The 17598-nt window shown below is 45.1% G+C and carries 16 protein-coding genes and 1 pseudogene; 3 read left to right on the forward strand and 14 right to left on the reverse strand.

Going from position 1 to position 17598, the window contains the following annotated elements; all coding sequences use genetic code 11:
* Positions 1–13: 13 nt before the first annotated feature.
* On the reverse strand, positions 14–2215 hold the full coding sequence (locus tag HQN88_RS04255) for a helix-turn-helix domain-containing protein (protein WP_173109001.1): 2202 nt from the start codon (positions 2213–2215) through the stop codon (positions 14–16).
* A 94-nt stretch (positions 2216–2309) separates the two neighbouring features.
* Entirely contained in the window at positions 2310–5399 is a 3090-nt protein-coding gene (locus tag HQN88_RS04260; RefSeq protein ID WP_173109002.1) for a glycosyl hydrolase, read from the reverse strand.
* Positions 5400–5578: 179 nt separating this feature from the next.
* Between HQN88_RS04260 and HQN88_RS04265 the strand changes: the two genes are divergently transcribed.
* Positions 5579–6475 (forward strand): AraC family transcriptional regulator, encoded by an 897-nt coding sequence (locus HQN88_RS04265; RefSeq protein ID WP_173109003.1) that lies wholly within the window; start codon positions 5579–5581, stop codon positions 6473–6475.
* Between the two features lie 244 nt (positions 6476–6719).
* Here HQN88_RS04265 and HQN88_RS04270 read toward each other — a convergent pair whose 3' ends face one another.
* Both HQN88_RS04270 and HQN88_RS04275 read right to left on the reverse strand, forming a co-directional pair.
* On the reverse strand, positions 6720–7115 hold the full coding sequence (locus tag HQN88_RS04270) for a (R)-mandelonitrile lyase (protein ID WP_173109004.1): 396 nt from the start codon (positions 7113–7115) through the stop codon (positions 6720–6722).
* Between the two features lie 99 nt (positions 7116–7214).
* The gene (locus tag HQN88_RS04275; RefSeq protein ID WP_173109005.1) at positions 7215–8216 is read right to left on the reverse strand and encodes an oxidoreductase; all 1002 of its coding nucleotides are present in this window, start codon (positions 8214–8216) and stop codon (positions 7215–7217) included.
* Positions 8217–8373: 157 nt separating this feature from the next.
* Here HQN88_RS04275 and HQN88_RS04280 point away from each other — a divergent pair, with 157 nt between their 5' ends.
* A complete protein-coding gene (locus tag HQN88_RS04280; protein WP_173109006.1) occupies positions 8374–8808 on the forward strand; it encodes an Lrp/AsnC family transcriptional regulator in 435 nt (144 codons plus the stop codon).
* Positions 8809–8879: 71 nt separating this feature from the next.
* On the opposite strand, the gene HQN88_RS04285 is transcribed toward HQN88_RS04280, so the two are convergent.
* From HQN88_RS04285 to HQN88_RS04315, 7 genes and pseudogenes are all read right to left on the reverse strand, one after another.
* Complete coding sequence (locus HQN88_RS04285; RefSeq protein WP_173109007.1) at positions 8880–9341, reverse strand: peptidase dimerization domain-containing protein; 462 nt, start codon at positions 9339–9341, stop codon at positions 8880–8882.
* On the reverse strand, positions 9338–9583 hold the full coding sequence (locus HQN88_RS04290) for a hypothetical protein (protein ID WP_173109008.1): 246 nt from the start codon (positions 9581–9583) through the stop codon (positions 9338–9340). The genes HQN88_RS04285 and HQN88_RS04290 overlap by 4 nt, the downstream gene beginning before the upstream one ends.
* Positions 9540–10886, reverse strand: coding sequence for an LLM class flavin-dependent oxidoreductase (locus HQN88_RS04295; protein WP_173109009.1), 1347 nt, complete (start codon positions 10884–10886; stop codon positions 9540–9542). Before HQN88_RS04295 ends, HQN88_RS04290 begins: the two co-directional genes overlap by 44 nt.
* A 189-nt stretch (positions 10887–11075) precedes the next feature.
* Positions 11076–11260, reverse strand: a pseudogene (locus tag HQN88_RS04300) (ATP-binding cassette domain-containing protein); the annotation flags it as partial.
* 488 nt (positions 11261–11748) lie between these two features.
* Positions 11749–13083, reverse strand: coding sequence for an LLM class flavin-dependent oxidoreductase (locus HQN88_RS04305; RefSeq protein WP_173109010.1), 1335 nt, complete (start codon positions 13081–13083; stop codon positions 11749–11751).
* 262 nt (positions 13084–13345) lie between these two features.
* Positions 13346–13921 (reverse strand): TerD family protein, encoded by a 576-nt coding sequence (locus HQN88_RS04310; RefSeq protein ID WP_173109011.1) that lies wholly within the window; start codon positions 13919–13921, stop codon positions 13346–13348.
* Between the two features lie 29 nt (positions 13922–13950).
* The gene (locus HQN88_RS04315) at positions 13951–14553 is read right to left on the reverse strand and encodes a TerD family protein (RefSeq protein WP_173109012.1); all 603 of its coding nucleotides are present in this window, start codon (positions 14551–14553) and stop codon (positions 13951–13953) included.
* Positions 14554–14868: 315 nt separating this feature from the next.
* Between HQN88_RS04315 and HQN88_RS04320 the strand changes: the two genes are divergently transcribed.
* A complete protein-coding gene (locus tag HQN88_RS04320) occupies positions 14869–15537 on the forward strand; it encodes an SIMPL domain-containing protein (RefSeq protein WP_173109013.1) in 669 nt (222 codons plus the stop codon).
* An 80-nt stretch (positions 15538–15617) separates the two neighbouring features.
* Here HQN88_RS04320 and HQN88_RS04325 read toward each other — a convergent pair whose 3' ends face one another.
* From HQN88_RS04325 to HQN88_RS38010, 3 genes are all read right to left on the reverse strand, one after another.
* Entirely contained in the window at positions 15618–16196 is a 579-nt protein-coding gene (locus HQN88_RS04325; protein WP_173109014.1) for an LURP-one-related family protein, read from the reverse strand.
* Between the two features lie 133 nt (positions 16197–16329).
* Positions 16330–17133 (reverse strand): LysM peptidoglycan-binding domain-containing protein, encoded by an 804-nt coding sequence (locus HQN88_RS04330; RefSeq protein ID WP_173109015.1) that lies wholly within the window; start codon positions 17131–17133, stop codon positions 16330–16332.
* Positions 17134–17325: 192 nt separating this feature from the next.
* A complete protein-coding gene (locus tag HQN88_RS38010; protein ID WP_274320529.1) occupies positions 17326–17460 on the reverse strand; it encodes a hypothetical protein in 135 nt (44 codons plus the stop codon).
* Positions 17461–17598 lie beyond the last annotated feature (138 nt).

Genomic DNA, 17598 nt, shown 5'->3' on the forward strand with positions numbered 1-17598 from the left:
TATGCTGCACTGCTTAGGAATCCGTTCTTTTTCGATATTCGCTCGGTGTAACGCCCGTGTATTTCTTGAACATCCGATTGAAGGATGTAATGTTCTGATACCCCACTGATTTGGCGGCATCATGGATTTTAATACGGCTATCAGCTAGAAGATCTGTCGCTTTCGCAATGCGTGTTTCATTGATATAGTCCACGATATTCTTGCCGGTCTTAGCTTTGAAGTATGAGGATAAATACCCGCTGCTCATCTTGAGCTTTTCCGCGAGAATATCCAAGTAGATCTCCTCCGATAAGTGCTCTTGGATATAATCCATTACGAAAGATGTAATTGGGTACTTCTCTTCCTTCTGATCTTGGACAGCCTCTGAAGACAGTGTCACCCATTCGAGCATCAGCTGTTCCAGCTCCTCCATGGTACTGCACTGCTGAATACGCTCCCCTACTTTGCCGTAAAGAGAGGCCAGTCGCTCGGTATCGATCGGGTAGGACGCGATTGCGTTTCGAATTTTACCTGCAAGGGTGTCGGCAAACCCCTGCATGACAGAAGCTGTCAATGCCTTGCTTCGCCATTTGGCAAAAAGACGTTCTAACAGCGCAACAAGCTGCTGCGTATTTCCTTCACGTAATTGCGTTTCCAGCTCTTTTTCTTGATCAGGTGATAAGCCAATTGATATCGGCACCGATCTGCGCTCCTGAATAAGCTGAGTTTCGTTCATCAGCAGCCGTTCTTCAAGCAGCGCCTCTGCCTCCTCAAAGGCCGAAGTCAGCTGCGTAGATGCCGTATAAACGGAAGTTACGGCAATCGTGATGACCCCGAACTCTTTGTCATGATCAAAAACTTGCATCATTGCCCCAAGCAGATCCGTGATTTGTGCTTTGTTATCTGTGAAAACGAGACTGAGAATTTGATCCTTTTCAATTTGAAAAGTCATAGAGTCCGGGTAACTTGGCTGAATTGTGCTGTCAATATACGTTTTCATATAATAAGCCCATTGTTGCATGGTCGCGTTGGAAGATGATGAGTTGAATGATGGCTGAATTTGAAAAAGAATAAATATGAAAGGTTTATCGGCAAAATCAAGCTTATGCGCATCATGCTCATGTCCACGAATGGCTTTCAAGTGATTCATGAAGGAAAGCTGCTTACGAAGCATTTGACTGCCATGAATTTCATGGGAGATAATATTAAATTCCTTAATGTTAGACTGTAATGGTGTTGGTTCGTTCATCTGTCGCAAGGATTCAATGACTTTCTTTAAGGGGTTGTTAATACGAGCTGCAAACAAGAAAGAAAAGATCACACTAAGTACAATCGCTGCCGCAAGAATGGCAACAACCGTAATGCTGAACTGAGATTGATTCGCGATCCGCTCGACGGGAACCCGGTACAGATAGGTGTAACCAGTGCCTTCGCCTTTCATCGTAAAATGGTACTTGCGATCACGAATAAAATCACTGCCTTCGGCCTGCTTAAGTTCGTCAAACGCAAGGGCGGCTTCATGCGTCGTGCTTTTAAATAGTGGCTCTCCATCTTGGTTATAAATAATCAAATCGTTATAAAGGCTTTGGTGAAACGCTTTATACATTTTCGCAGCATCGAGAAACACAATCATATAGAAATCTTCGCTGTTTTTAATCAACAGCGGGATCATGTCCCCTAGCGGTTGAGGACGGTCTCGAAAAATATGATTCGTCATTGGCGCAGCAGGCAGCATACGGTTGGCAAACGATTCCGTAAACTGCCGGCGCCAGAAATCAAGCGGATACGATTCGCTTTTATAAAACACTTGGAACATCAATTCGGCGTTCGTACTTGTACCTTTTTCCACTACAAGATCGCCTTGTTTGGCATAAAAAACGATGTCATCAATAAATAGGTAAGGATTTGTTGTGAAGCTAGATATTTCCCGAATAACGTCCGGAAAGCGGCTATAATTGGGGGCACTGCGCAACCTTTGTACTTCATCACTGTAAAAAAACAGATACATCTGCTTTTTGACCAAGTCCAAATGCTTTTCATAATTGTTCTTCGTATTTTCGAGCATCAGCGTGTTGTACTTGACGATCTCCTGCCTCACATTCTGTTTGGACACCGAGACAGCGTAAACGATCAGGGAGGCGAGCAGCAGAATGATGCATAGAAAGCCTGCAATTAGCCGCATAAAGAGCGAATTGGACTTGTTACGGATGAAAATAATCGGTTGTAAGTTTTTCATGCAATCCCCACTTTTTATGCAGGATATATTCGTGTTCACATCGTCGACTTGTGTCTATCTTAGCAAACAGGCCCACGGGTGTAAATCACTCGATTCATTCCTCTTGATAGATCTCGATAGCACCCATTAATCCATAGGGCTGCAATTGATATGCCGGCGTATAATTTGCTTCATCCGGATGAAAAGACCACCAATCCGTCCAGCCCTTATCATTTGGTCTTTCATGAAGCGGCCCTAATACATTGCGTGGACTTCCGACTACCTCAATATCGATACGGTTCTGTCCGTGCACAAGCCAATCGGTCAACTCAACGGTGCCAGCAGACCGCCATGGAATGGCTTGTCGATGTGTTTCATTGATGGTTATCTGCAGCGTAACAGCTTCATAGTCCCCTAGCTTTAGCATCATTCGTTTGCCTTTACTAATGTCTGCCTCCACATCAAAATGATAGATCATGCTTCCACAGTAGTGAGGATACCCCTGCTGCGTCCAATCCCCAAGCGCAAGACGCGTGGGTTCAAGAATGAGACTTCGATCGTGATCGAGGGCGAAGTCTCCAATCAAGAAGGCATTCTCCACTTCCATGTCGTGTGTATACGCGCAGCGAATCACCAATACATTCTCGCCTTCATGCAATGACGGCAGTTTTACAGATGACATTGATCGATCCAGATACCAGCCGTCCGGTTTTTCCGAAAGAGGTTGTCCGTTCAATTCAACGTGAAAACGCTCCAGCTGCTCAAAAACGAGTTGCGTATCCGACTTCGGCGTGTTCTTTACATGAAAAGTAAAGCGAAATGCAACCGAAGTGCCATCCGATGGATGTGGCTCGTGTATCCAGAAATGCCGTTGAAGCTTTCCGTTTGCATAAACGGGCCGCATGCCCAACTGCTGTCGGACCGCTTGTTGTGCTTGCCACACTTCCATGGTGTCAGACCAAGCCGCTTCTCCCAGCCGGTACTGGCAAGCGTCCATGACAAGAGCGTTCGGATGAGTTCGGGAAAAGCTCGTACTTCCCTCCATAGTCGTAAGTAGTTTCATCCCCTGCTTCAGTGGACTATGTTTCTTCGCATACGGAATAATTTCCCTGCTTACTTTGGAGATTACATACAGCTTGGATTCCGCAGGACCGAAGCTTGCTTCAAAATGCAGGTAACCGTCGTTAGCTTGCGCCTGCTTTGCGACGACCTCTCCTGATAGCAAATCCCATTCTTCGACCCCTCCGCTTCCTTCGATCCTAACCTCCACTTCGTAGGAAGCTTCGCGATCATTGTTAACGACGAAGACGATCGTACAATCCGGCAGCTCACGCCGCATGTACAAGAGTCTCTCAGATTCCTCTCCATCTGATTCCGTTAGACGCACAGTCCGCGGCGCAATCCGCTCGATTTCAAGGATCAATTCATTCCAACTATTCCTATGCTTGAATCTGTGATGGCTAGTTAGATGATGCAACTCGTTAGATGGCACCGCATCCAGCATAGTCGGAACTTGGCCATATGCCAGAACGACTCCCCCAGTATCCATAAACGTCATCAATAGCGTAAAGGTTGACGGAAGTAAATTGCTCAGCGAAGGCAGAATTACAACGGGATAGCTTGCCTGACCGATGCCGAAGCGCCCCTCAACCACGCTGCCGTCTTCTTGCATACACAGCTCATCGCCTAAGTCAAAATCGACATGCTGACCGAGCAAATACTGAACAAAAGCATTAAACTCACGGTTATAGGCGTTAAGCTTTTCGATATTACCGCCATCGTTACGCCATTCGTTCGCTTTCACATCGCAACCGAGCTGCGACCATACGGTTGTCGACGGATGAACGACAAGCACATCTCTTCGGACACGTCCCTCACATAAGACTGCACCCAACCGAGCAAAATATTGTTCCAATACATGATTATGAGGCCACCAATTCGTATTGTAATTAAATGAAGGCGGATAATCCCGTTTTCTGCATCCTCGTAGTGTGTACAGGGACAAATGGTAGGTCATTAGGTTGACCCCAAGGACAAATTGCCAATCGCCAATCCATTTACGAGCCTCGAACGTTAAACCCCATCCCGTTACACCGTAGGTTTCCGTAATCACCCTTTTCTTGCCATATTGATTTGCGATACTCGAAACGTGCTTGACGCCCAAACTTTCGTCCGTTTGTTCGCACAGAATGTCGATGCCAGGGATGTCCATATAGCGATAATTCGGCATGAGAGCGCCTTGATGCCGGACTGCGCCAACCAGGTCTGCCTCATCGCAGAAATGACCTGTAAAAGCAAGATCATTTTCCCTGCACCAATCACCGAGTTGCTTCGTAAAAGATTGAGAGAACATCTCGGTTACCGTTTTCCAATAATCGAAACGGACTTTAGCTGAAGGTGCACCGTGATAGTAGAAATACGGCAGCGCATCCCAAATAGCGTAGCCATTTTTTTCCGCAAAAGCTTGCGGCAATTCATCCGACCACGTAATCCAGGTCATTTCTGGTGCTTTCAGCTCCTCTTTAAAACCAAGCAGGCTGGGTTCATCCGTAAATATCCCAGGAACTGTACGACCGAACTCCCCTCCAACCGCAGCCTTGTATGTCTCATACGTCGTCTCAATGAAAATTCGGGTGGCTTCGGGATTCAAGTGATCCGGATACGTATCCCCGTGACACCATTCATTAGGGGTTGCGACGATCCGGCGAAAGACCAAATAGACTTCATCCTCAGAGAGAGTCATCGAATCCATACTTGATGGAGTTAACCTCTCGCAGGCTAACAGTTCGTTGCCGGACAACTTTGCACGATACACGGCTAGTACGGTGTCATCCTGTTGTGAACTGTGAGATACCGTCAGTGTTAATGCTTTCGCCCGCACGGCATCGCCGCCAATGCGCGGCACAAGGCCTCCTCCCATCCCGGAAGAATAACGATCCTCGTCGTACAGCCACGCGTGAACACCTTCCGCTTTTGCTTTAGCTACGGATTCCTTAACTCGGTCCATGAACGCTTCGCCCATATACGGTGTCTCAAGTCCTTCCCGCACATGCATCATGAATCCGCCCATGCCCTGTTCCTTAAAGCCCTCGATTTGACGGTCCAGCTCCTGCTGTTCCAAGGTGCCATTCCAAGACCAGAACGGTACTGACCGGTAATCCACAGGAGGATTCTCAAATTTTTGCAACAATTCAGATTTATTCAATGCCATTCTCCCTTCTTACTAAAACATTTTATGCCATACATCAGATCTTACTATAGGGATCATTATGGCAGGACCAAATGGTAAACGCTTTCCCTTTTCCACGATTTCTTTGAATAAATCAACGATTCCATGTATCATAAAATAGAAATGCAGGACAATTGAAACTTGCGGAGGTCTATATGTCCGATTATCCGATTTATGCTACCAAAGAAATGCTCGACGAAACGTTTCCCTTCAAAATAGAAATTCGCAGGCCGCACTCCATGAATCGCATTCTGCATGCGCACGAACATCTCCAACTTTGCTATATGCTGTCTGGCAGTTGTCTACATTGGGTGGCCGGGCAGCAATATGTGCTCACAAAAGGTGATCTATTCTCGATCCCCCCGAACCTGGAGCATCGCTTGGAACTCCGCGAATCAATGGATTTCGTTATGATCCAGGTCGATTTTATGCCCCACGCCCTCAATGACAGCCTGCGAGATTTGGCGCATATGGAGACATTCGTTGATTTTGCATATATTAGACCTCTTATCACCGATGCGGATTTGCTGCCCAAAATGACACTTCCTCCTCCTACGCAAATGGTGGTTGAAAGCCTTCTCCATGTCATTCTCACTGAATGGGTGACTCAAGAAGAAGGTTACCGGCTAGCCATTAAAGCCGAACTGCTCAGACTTCTCGTCATTACGGTTAGACAATATAAACGGTTTATTCATGTGCAAAGTCAGCAGGATAGCCACAGAGTAGCTTTGCATAGAAAAGCTTTCTATGAGGCCATTCATTTTATGGAGTCGCATTACCATGAGGAGCTTCATTTGGAAGACGTCGCTGCCAAAGCGTTGATGGCCCCCTCGTATTTCAGTCATATGTTAAAGCTAGTTAGAGGCAAAACTTATATTGAGCTCTTAACGGACATTCGGATTCTGTCAGCCATGGCGCTGCTCAAAGATACCGATTTGAATGTGACAGAAATTGCTGCACAAGTCGGCTATAATCACATCAGCCATTTCAATCGAACTTTTAAAAAGCATACTGGTATCACGCCAGGAGATTACCGGAAACATCAAACGTAAAAAGACCGCCATTTTTGTGGCGGTCTTCTGCATCTTATACGTTTTGTGGCATGTGTTTTTACATACGACAAAAGTGATGGAGATTAGTAGAGAAACTTTAAATAAGCATTTCTCAACAAAAGAAGAAATTGAATTTCTCGTGAATGGTTTACGTGATGAATACTTTCCTTTGATTTAAATAAAAAGAAGAGGCTCCCATGGATATGGTGTGCCTCTTCTGTCTAACCCCTGACCGTCGCGTTTCTTAGGAATGGTATTGGTCGTCACTCACTTTTTCCAACCATTCGACCGTTTTACCGTCAAACCGTTCTTGAATGGCCGTATGCGTCATTGCTGTCGTAGGCGAAGCTCCATGCCAGTGTTTCTCACCAGGCGGAAACCAAACTACGTCGCCAGGATTTATTTCCTCAATCTGACCTCCCCAACGTTGAACCCTTCCTTGGCCTGCCGTTACAATAAGCGTTTGCCCCAGTGGATGCGTATGCCAAGCTGTCCGTGCACCAGGCTCAAACGTGACGCTTGCACCAACTACACGTGCAGGTACGGCTGCTTCAAATAGTGGATCAACGCGAACTGTGCCAGTAAAATAGTCAGACGAGCCTTTACCTGAAGGTTGCGAACCAATTCTTCTAATTTCCATTTTCTAAGTCCCTCCGTTACCGTTATGACCATGTGATTCCTTCGCTAGTGTAACAGATACCGAACTAATGATGCCAATAGATACGACTAATATATGAAATCATCCGCGACTACTAACTTGATCTTCATGAGTCAATAAACATTCCGCATAATCCGGGTCCGTCAAGAGCGGGCTCCCGATGGCGATACAATCAGCTAATTGATCCTCAAGAATACGATTGGCGAGACTGCGGGTGTATATCTTTCCGACAGCAATAACCGGGATATGAAAATGTTGCTTAATCGCAGCAGCATAAGGCACCTGATAACCAGTGTGTACATCACTTGGTTGTATAGGCAGAAGTCCCCCTGTTGAGACATGAATCGCATCCAATTCACACTCAAGAGGCTGTAGCATCCGCACCAACTCCTCAGTGGTTAGTCCCCCCTTGAAATAGTCAGTGGCAGAAATTCTTAGGGTAACCGGATATTGTCGACCGACTTCTCCCCTAATGGCCAAAAGAACCTCTTTCAAAAATCTTGCCCGGTTCTCCGAATTGCCGCCATAGTCATCCAACCTTATATTGGATAGAGGAGAAAGGAATTGATGAATTAAAAAGCCATGTGCCGCATGAATTTCAATGCCATCGAATCCTGCTTCGACTGTCCTTTTTGCTGCGAGACGATATTCCTCTATGACAGTTTGAATACCGGCCAGAGACAGCGGCTCGGGCGTGCCGTAATGATCGTCGAACGCAATAGCGCTCGGCGCAACCATAAAATTCGTAACCTCTGGCGAGGATTTCCTACCACCGTGAGACAATTGGATAAATGCCGGCGTTTGATGGGCATGGATGGCATCGGCAATCTTTCTTAGTGGTGCCACATGCTGATCTGTAAAAATACCAATATCATTACTCCACAGTCTTCCATTAGAGGATATAGCGGTTGATTCCAGGATAACTAGCCCTACATGCTTGGCCCTTCGTCCATAATGTTCTATGTGGTGATCAATGGGAAAAGCATCAAATGTTCCTTTATATTGCTGTAAAGGTGCCATGATTAATCGGTTCTTCAGGTGTAGGCTGCCCAAATGTATAGGGTCATCCAGAGTCCATGTCATATCTTTTCATTCTCCTTCGCGAGTTATTTATGACTTCATTATAGTGTTGATACCATGCAAAACACATAGTATTATTAAGTTAATTAGCATTTAATGTCTAATTTAATAAGTTGTTTATTGGATATTAATTTATATATTTAGGTGAGGTGATTTTCTAGTGGACCAAGTTGATACTAAAATCTTATCGTTGATGCATGAAAATGCCAGGATATCTATTTCTGAAATGAGCAAATTGATTGTCATGTCGCAGCCCGCTGTAACGGAAAGACTCCGGAAGCTAGAGGAGCAGGGAATCGTAACGGGTTATCGTGCGCAATTATCCCCACAGAAGCTTGGCAAACATACTTCTGCTTTTGTTATGTTTAAAACGAATTGCTGTCCGGATTTTATCAAATTCTGCGAAGCTTCTCCTGAGATTGTCGATCTTTACAGAATTAGTGGTGATTACAACTTTCTATTAAAAGTGTTCACCGAAACAACTGAATCACTCGCACAATTTCTTGACGCTTGCAACCCTTATGGATATTCAACGACTTTAATTGTGCTCTCGACGGCATTCGAAGACAAAAGCCTTGTAACAAGCATGATGTAATAAATCTCGAGGCAGTTGGCGAGGAGCAGAATTGTTCGGCTAGTCCTCTTCCGTCTGACCTAGCCCCTCCATTACAAAAGATAGATGCAAAGCGGCGGCGTCTCCAACCATTGCATTTCCGCCCCGCTTTCTGTGGCCGCCTTGGCCGCCACCCGCACAGCTCCTGCATCGTTCAGCAGCGCCGTCCCTAGCCGGTAGCGAGAATCATACGTTCCGCTGAACGATTTGGCGACGGATTCGGCTCGCTGCTCAAGCATTCTTTTTATGCACAGTACAGCATCTTTGCCGAAGGTGCGATACGTGCCTTTCACTACGCCTTTATCCGCGATTGCATTCTGCACTTCTCCCGCATGCATCATGCCGAAAGAGAGTACCGCTGGCACTAACGGATTCCACTGTGTGGCTATCGCAGTCTTTGCTTCAATTACGAATTGAGCCGTCATCATCAAAGCGTCGGCTGCGAGATGGGGAGCGGCATGATGTCCCGCCAATCCCCGGAACTCGTACGTAAAATGCGACGAAGCTGCCATCATGAAGCCTTCCCGCAGCGGCTGGGCTGACTGCCACGAAGTCTGCCGATGACTCCAGCTTTGAATCTCATCCCTACCCCTCGTCTTACTTCAATACCCCAGGCTTTTAAATGCCGGGCGACAACTGTTGCGGTTCGTTCAACATCGAACATGCTTTCCGGATAGCGATGCAGTTCACGGCGCAGCGAAATCATGTCGTTCTCATACGCATCCAGATGCGCTTTCACTCTCTGCCTTGGCAGCATGGCGATTTACAGGAATCGGAAGCTTCAAATTTCCGCGCAGTGTGGTATCCTCGTACTTAGTACGCGAGAGTCCCCTCTCTTGTAATATAGGTATTACTAGTTCGACGAATTCCTCCAACGCTCTCGGCGTAACCGATTGAATAAAGAAACCGTCCGCCGCCTCTTCCTCTATCCAAAGTTGGATCAGATCTGCAATATGCTCTGGAGTACCTACGAACTCTCCAGGCGGCATGACGGTACGAAGGGCAACCTGGCGAAGCGTTAAATTTTCTTTTAAAGCGATACGTTTGATTCGTTCAGTGCTGCTTTTGTAGCTGTTGCTACCCAGATCGCCAAGATCTGGAAACGGTTCATCCAGCGGATACTGCGAGAAGTCATGGTGCTCATAAAATCTTCCGAGATGGGCAATGGCACTTTCGATGGTAACCAAATTGGCAATCTCATCATACTTAGCCTTGGCTTCCTCCTCGGTTCGGCCAATAATTACCCCGATGCCATGCATAATCACAAGCTCATCCTCCGAACGTCCATGCGCTTTGACACGGTTTTTGACATCTCGATAGAACGCTTTCGCTTGCTCGATGTTCTCATGCTCCGTCAAGACTGCATCTGCCGATTTGGCTGCCAAATCCCTGCCCGATTCAGACGAACCAGCCTGGAAGATGACGGGCTGGCCTTGCTTCGAGCGTGCGATATTGAGCGGCCCTTGGACGTCGAAGAACTCGCCTTTGTGATGAAGGGTGTGCATCTTCGATTTGTCAAAGAATACACCGGTTTTCTTGTTACGAATAAACGCATCATCTTCCCATGAATCCCACAATCCTCTTACGACTTCAATGTACTCCTCCGCCATGCGGTATCGCTCGGAATGGGAAGGGTGTGCATCCTTACTGAAGTTACGGGCCGAACCTTCAAGTGGAGAAGTAACCACATTCCATCCAGCTCTCCCAGAGCTGATATGATCCAACGAAGCAAACTGCCTAGCTGCATTGAAAGGCTCACTGTAAGAGGTAGAAAGTGTGCCGACCAATCCGATGTTACTTGTCACAGCAGCCAAGGCAGAGAGAATAGTGATTGGCTCAAATCGATTCAAAAAGTGCGGAAGCGACTGTTCGGTTATATATAATCCATCAGCGATGAAGACGAGATCAAATTTCCCTGCTTCAGCAACTTGAGCCTGACGCTTATAGAAATCGAGGTTGACGCTAGCATCAACGGGAAGGTCGGGATGCCTCCATAAACCGGTATGGGCACCGACACCTTGAATAATCGCACCGAATTTGATTTCTTTTTTCTTGGACATTGGTAAACACGCTCCTAGTGGATATTCCAGTATGATGAAGTTCAAAGCGGGTAATGACATGCTGCCAAATGATGGGTGCCGACCACTTTCAATTTGGGCACCTCTTCCCGTTCATCGCCCACGGCCTCAATATAGTCAAGCACATATCCTCGCGGATTGGGGTCATGTATTTGGGGAGCCTGGTGGAGGTTGCGCCTGCACCGACACGTCCAGCGCAGATACGGCTTTATCCGCCAGCACGAAGCGCGGGTTTAGAGCAATTGCCGAGCTATGCCGATCCGCTGGCGCTGCCCGCCAGAAAATTCGTGCGGATACCTGTTGTACCATGTCGGATTCAATCCGACCATTTGCAGCAGCTCTTCCACTCGTTCACTACTTCCAACTTTGCATCGGTTGTTGGGGGATTCTTTCAGTAGAGCATCCGACCAGCATCGTCGTAAGAGCGACAGACAGGAGCATGCACCGTCCCCAGGATAGAATGATTATTTTGTTCAAATTACTCCTCTCCTTTTTACCCTTGATACTATAATTTGCACTTATCCCATTGAATTAATAGGAAATTACTTTGCTATCTTATCACCGCTACTTTACAGGAATCTATACGATTCTAAAGGAAAATATCGTGTTTAAAATTTAAAATTACGGATTAATAATGCTTTTCCCTTAAATAAAGTATGTTCATTGGATTTGTAATTTGGTAAATTAAAGGATTAACTTTTTTTAAGAGCAATAGGAAATGTTAGCACGGCTCAAATGAATAACGGCATAAAAAAAAGAGATGGCATCCCATCTCTTAGCTTCAAGTAACGATATATCTCACCATTATGTTTAACCCCTAATTGAATCGAAGGCGGTTGACATGTTAGTTCACCCTCAGCACTTCAGACTTCTTTATGTAACGATTCAATGGAACGTTTAAACCAAGATTGCCACGTAGTGTATCACTTTCATACTCTTTGCGGAAAACTCCTCGTTCCTGCAGCACTGGTACAACCAGGTCGACAAAATCGGAAAGTCCGTTCGGTACGACTGTCCTAATGTTGAAGCCGTCCGCTGCACCGCCCTCGAACCATTGCTGGATGAGATCAGCCACCTTCTCCGGCGTCCCGATGAAATTACTTCTCGGTGTGGATGCTCGCAGCGCAACCTGACGAAGTGTGAGTCCTTGCTCCCTCGCCTCTTGTTTAATGCTGTCTGTCGTACTCCGGAAGCTGTTGCTGCCAAAGTTGCCGAGATCAGGAAACGGGTCATCCAGAGCATGCTGCGAGAAGTCATAATGCTCAAAATAACGACCCAAATAATTCAGTGCGTGTTCAATTGTAACAAGTTCCACAATTTCCTGATATTTGCGCTCTGCTTCGGCTTCTGTTCTGCCAACAATCGGGCCGATTCCTGGGAAAATCAGAATTTCATCCGGTTGACGACCGTAAGCTGCAGCTCTACTTTTCACATCTTGATAAAAAGCACGCGCTTGCTCGAATGTCTCATGTCCTGTATATATCGCATCCGCCGACTTAGCAGCAAGATCTTTGCCAGAATCCGATGACCCTGCCTGGAACACAACGGGGTACCCTTGTTTGGAACGAGCAACATTCAGAGGCCCTTGAACTGCAAAATGTTTGCCCTTATGGTGAAGAGTGTGAAGCTTGGCGGGATCAAAGAATACACCGGTAGTTTTATCTCGGACAAAAGCATCATCCTCCCATGAGTCCCAAAGCCCTTTTACAACCTCAAGGTGTTCCTCGGCTATTTCGTAACGCAGCGAGTGATGTGGATGCTCGCCTTTATCAAAGTTAAGAGCAGAGCCCTCCAAGGGAGAGGTGACGACATTCCAGCCCGCTCTTCCACCGCTGAGAAGATCAATGGAAGCAAACTGTCTAGCCACTGTGAACGGCTCGCTGTAGGAAGTTGATAAGGTTGCAACCAGGCCAATATGAGTTGTTGCTTCACTTAAGGCTGATAACAATGTCAGCGGCTCAAATCGATTTAGAAAATGTGGATTGGACTTTTCATTAATATACAAGCCATCAGCGATAAACAAGAGATCGAATTTGCCTTGCTCGGCCTTACGAGCCTGCTCTTTATAGAACGCTAAACTAACACTTGCATTAGTTGGCACTTCGGGATGTCTCCAAAAGGAGATACTATTTCCGACCCCGTTTAAATTAGCTCCCAGCTTTAGTTGTCTTTTGGACATGGTAGTCACTCCTTATTAACCACTTATACCAATAGGCATAATCGGATTTTATAAGTTAACTATATATCAACAGTTAGGCACTATGCAGTTTATATCGAATTCTTCTATTCAACTATTAAAAAGTTCTATCGTAGAATCGACTACTTATTTAGCCACCTTTGTGTTATTGGTCTATTTGATGACGCAAAGTTGTTCAGATAAATAAAAAATCCGCATTTCTGCGGATTCTTAACGGACTATATGTTGCTATGCTTCAGTATTATTAAGCTAAACCATAATCTTTCGCTAAACCACCAAGTCCGTCTCTATATCCACTGCCAACGGCTGAGAACTTCCACTCACCTGAATTCCTATATAATTCCCCTACGACAACAGCAGTTTCAATAGAGAAATCTTCACCCAGGTCATAACGAATTAGTTCTTGGCCATCCGTTTCATTAACAATACGAACATAAGCATTTGAAACTTGTCCGAAGTTTTGATTACGTTCAGCAGCTTCGTGAATGGTAATTGCAAAAGCAATTTTCTCGATACTTGCAGGAACCGTCGATAAATCAACTTTAATTTGCTCGTCATCGCCATCGCCAGCACCTGTACGGTTGTCACCGGTATGTATCACAGATCCATTTTCATTTTCCTTGTTGTTATAAAAGACAAAGTTTTTTTCGTTATCTACTTTACCTGCAGCGTTTGTACAAAATACAGAAGAATCCAGATCGAAAGAGCCGCCGCCATCGTATTTATTCGTGTCCCAACCAAGACCTACAAAGATTTTTGCAAGTCCTGGATTTGTTTTAGTAAGATCTACTTTCTGACCTTTAGATAGATTGATTGGCATAGGATAATTACCTCGCTTTATTTTATTTTTTATTGGTAACGTGCTGCTAAGTAATCGATATGAGCTGCATGTGCTCCTTCTCCAATTGCGTTAAATTTCCACTCGCCATTATGTCGATATAATTCTCCTGTAAGCAGCGCCGTCATCGTAGAATAATTATCTGTTAAATTAAACCGAATCAACTCTTGATTATTAGCTGCGTTCACAACTCGGATATAAGCAGAATTAATCATGCCAAAATGTTGGTTTCTGTCATCCGCTTCATAAATGTTGACTACAACAAGAATCTTATGTACATCTGATGGAACTTTGGCAAGATCAATTGTGATTTGTTCATCATCGCCATGCCCATCGCCTGTCAAATTATCTCCAGAATGCAGGACAGATTCGCAGTCACTTGCTAGGTTATGAAAACATACAACATTCTCATCTTTCACTAGCTTGTTAAATTCATTAAGAAGAAGTGCAGAAGAATCACAATCAATTTCTGGCGTAGTTTGCTTTTTTTGACCAAAGAATCCTTTGGATTCAGTAGTGGCTGGATCCCATCCAAGCCCAACTACCAGTTTAGAAAGGCCAGTATTGCCTTTAGTTAAGTCAATTTTTTGACCTTTTACGAGATTAATACTCATTGTCTAGGTCACCTCCTTTCAAAGCAATTCATCACTTCATGTAAACAGTAGATCTGCTTGGTAAGTTAACCCTGCATAATTTCGACAGTGAATTTCTCTCTGCATGATACATACGACGTCAATTCACAAATAGTTCCAAAAAAGAAAGAATGATCAATACTAATTTTATAAGGCTGTTTAAGCTCTCAAATATCGGACCTTCGAATTGTGCTTATTTTGTACTTGCATATCCGACTTCAATTTCAAAGCTGACACATATAAATTTTACGGATTCATACATTAGACTAGTGTCCTTTATTAGAAAGGAGCTCTTTCATGTATATGTATCCGCCATTTTACAGGTCCGCTTCTCTTCCTCAATTGAACCAATCATCCACCGTCGAAGTTGTGGGCGAGGGAACAGTGTCTGCTGCTCCCGATCGTGCCGAAATTGTGCTTGGGGCTGTAACAGAGGGGCCCGATTTAACTAAAATTCAAACCGAGAATTCTAGAATCATATCGAATGTCATCCACTCCCTTATTCAATTATCCATTCCGCGTGAGAAAATACAAACGACTGATTATCGCATTGATATTCAGTACGACTATAAGGATGGAAAACAAATCTTTCGCGGCTACAAAGTAACTCATTTGTTGCAGATCCTTAATGACCAAATAGCGCAAACAAGAACAATCGTTGACACTTCGGTTGCTAATGGTGCCAATGAGGTTACCAGCATCCAATTTTCAATGATTCAACCGGAAACCTATGAACTTCAGGCATTATCGCAGGCCATTCATAACGCACGGCAGAAAGCTTTGACGATAACGCATACACTGGGGACAACGCTTGCTTCTACCCCATACCAAGTCAAGGAGCTTTATCGAACTTCGGAGCCCGTCCCCTATATGGCTTCCAAACTTGTTGCCAACGCAGCCACCCCAATCCAACCTGGTCAGATTGTGTTCCAAGCCAAAGTTCAAACGTGGTTTCACTTCGCTTAAATAAACGCCAGAAAACACAAAAGACTGCTTGCGGCAGCCTTCATAAAGTGGATTATTCAACTATGCGTTTCCATTCTCATCTATCCTTGAGTCCCCTCGACGGCGACCAATAGCACCGCAGCCGCTATGCCCAAACGCCGATCAAGCTTATTGTTGTTGTCAGCGGAGAAATCAAGGTTTAGTTTTTGAACGAAAGGGTTGAAATTTTGTTTGAACTCTGCGACCTTGGTCCCGTTCATCTCTATGTTGTAGTGCTGAGGAATCAAATTCGTCAGGAACCTTCGCAATAGAGCAAGCAGCGCGTTATCTTCCTTAATTAATCCGATCTCCGATTCATCTGGGCTCAAAATGGCCCATTCATCTTTGAAGATCGACTTCATCCCTTTACGTCGCAAAGAACCCACCTTGTGCCCTGTTTCTACATCAACTACGTCGAAAATGGAGGAGAAATCAATGACACTTCGCGCTTGAATGCTGATCAACTCTGTTTGCATAGTTTCATCCCCGTATATTCGGATGTCTTCCTTCAACTTGAAGGCTTTCATCTTGGAGAACAAAATTGCCCTTTCATCCTTGTCGAAAATATCGATTTTAGCTCCAACTAATGAAAGGATCTGTTTTCTAACAATGAATCTTTGTTGATTGAATTTCGAATTCAAATCTTTACCCCCTGCATTACGTATTGATAAATATATACTTGTATAACTTCAACGTCTCCTTCAACATTCCTGCCCGTTTCGCACAACGCGGCTGCCGTTTAAATGCCGGCAGCCGCGTTGTTAGTAGGATTGATTAAAAAGTAACAGGGACTTCAACCAAATCTTGAATGCTGCCATCGCGGGCACTGCGTGTGTACACCATCAACGAACCGTTTGGTGTAGCGGGAGATTGATCAAACTGGAGTTGTACGTCGAACACGCCAAATGCTGGTGCGCCCTGTGAAGCCGTTGCAGCCCGCTCTGTCGTAATAGAACGCCCCATCGCGTCACGAATCTGATAATTTATCGTCGCTTCGAACGCTCTGGCGCTCCCTCTTAAATACTGTCCAGGAGCAATCCTCGTACTGGGCAAAGGTTCAAATACTACGATATTCGTCGAGGACGGAAGCGGGACAACCAAACGAAAACCGGGATAAATGATATCAGGTGATAAACCCTGGCGATTACGGTTGGCTCGAATCAGTTCACTCATCGGAGTTCCGAATCTGCGGGAAATCCTATACAGAGAGTCTCCCTGCTCTACTTCGTATACGAAGGCAGCAACAAACAGCATTTGAGCGACTCGAATAACGTCTGGTTGCTGTATTTGGTTGAGTCCTGCCAACATATCAACGCTTACAGAGAAACGTTCGGCGATCCTAAATAATGTATCTCCCTGCTGAACTTGATATAAAACAGCGCTTTGCTCCGCCATACCTGGCAATCTCGCTATAAGTACTTGACCAGGATAGATTCGGTCGGGGTCTGCAACAGATGGATATAACGCATTAATTTGCACAAGTGACGGTACGTTAGTGCCCAATTGTTCTGCAATCGTATACAGGGTGTCACCGGGGCGAACAGTATACAGCAAGTGGGTCCCTGATGAAATCGGCATCGAAATACAACTCCTCTTTAAGTAGGTTAATACCCATCATATGCCGTATTCCTCCGCTAACGTGATTATCGTTGTATCAAGTACATATTAATAAAAAAAATCCCCGATTGACGGGGATTAAATCACACAACGATATGTACTGCCTTATGACAGCCTTCGTAAATTAAAAATATACCAAGTCCGTGCTAGATTTTAGCACCAACCTCTTTCAGGCCAATCCGCCCCATAAATCGTTGGAAAAAGAGCCAGCATGATAACACCACTATAAAATAATTTCAAACCAGCAGCGACTGCCTTTTTTCTTAGATTAGTTTCGACATCCTTCATACGTATCCCATCCTTTTGGTTATTATAGTGGAGATATGACATTCTTGTAAATTTTACCAAATGAATGGATGCAAAGGTATAGTACAAAAGATGCAATTATTCATTCATAGTAGTCATGAAATCGTATGTTACATAGGT

This window comes from Paenibacillus qinlingensis (genome assembly GCF_013204845.1).
Classification (GTDB): domain Bacteria; phylum Bacillota; class Bacilli; order Paenibacillales; family NBRC-103111; genus Paenibacillus_E; species Paenibacillus_E qinlingensis.

What these genes read in the sequence shown, in the direction of transcription:
- HQN88_RS04255 (WP_173109001.1), bottom strand. Translation starts at nt 2,215, where the DNA reads ATGAAAAACTTACAACCGATTATTTTCATCCGTAACAAGTCCAATTCG.
- HQN88_RS04265 (WP_173109003.1), top strand. Translation starts at nt 5,579, where the DNA reads ATGTCCGATTATCCGATTTATGCTACCAAAGAAATGCTCGACGAAACG.
- HQN88_RS04270 (WP_173109004.1), bottom strand. Translation starts at nt 7,115, where the DNA reads ATGGAAATTAGAAGAATTGGTTCGCAACCTTCAGGTAAAGGCTCGTCT.
- HQN88_RS04275 (WP_173109005.1), bottom strand. Translation starts at nt 8,216, where the DNA reads ATGACATGGACTCTGGATGACCCTATACATTTGGGCAGCCTACACCTG.
- HQN88_RS04285 (WP_173109007.1), bottom strand. Translation starts at nt 9,341, where the DNA reads ATGATGGCAGCTTCGTCGCATTTTACGTACGAGTTCCGGGGATTGGCG.
- HQN88_RS04290 (WP_173109008.1), bottom strand. Translation starts at nt 9,583, where the DNA reads ATGCTGCCAAGGCAGAGAGTGAAAGCGCATCTGGATGCGTATGAGAAC.
- HQN88_RS04295 (WP_173109009.1), bottom strand. Translation starts at nt 10,886, where the DNA reads ATGTCCAAGAAAAAAGAAATCAAATTCGGTGCGATTATTCAAGGTGTC.
- HQN88_RS04305 (WP_173109010.1), bottom strand. Translation starts at nt 13,083, where the DNA reads ATGTCCAAAAGACAACTAAAGCTGGGAGCTAATTTAAACGGGGTCGGA.
- HQN88_RS04310 (WP_173109011.1), bottom strand. Translation starts at nt 13,921, where the DNA reads ATGCCAATCAATCTATCTAAAGGTCAGAAAGTAGATCTTACTAAAACA.
- HQN88_RS04315 (WP_173109012.1), bottom strand. Translation starts at nt 14,553, where the DNA reads ATGAGTATTAATCTCGTAAAAGGTCAAAAAATTGACTTAACTAAAGGC.
- HQN88_RS04320 (WP_173109013.1), top strand. Translation starts at nt 14,869, where the DNA reads ATGTATATGTATCCGCCATTTTACAGGTCCGCTTCTCTTCCTCAATTG.
- HQN88_RS04330 (WP_173109015.1), bottom strand. Translation starts at nt 17,133, where the DNA reads ATGCCGATTTCATCAGGGACCCACTTGCTGTATACTGTTCGCCCCGGT.
- HQN88_RS38010 (WP_274320529.1), bottom strand. Translation starts at nt 17,460, where the DNA reads ATGAAGGATGTCGAAACTAATCTAAGAAAAAAGGCAGTCGCTGCTGGT.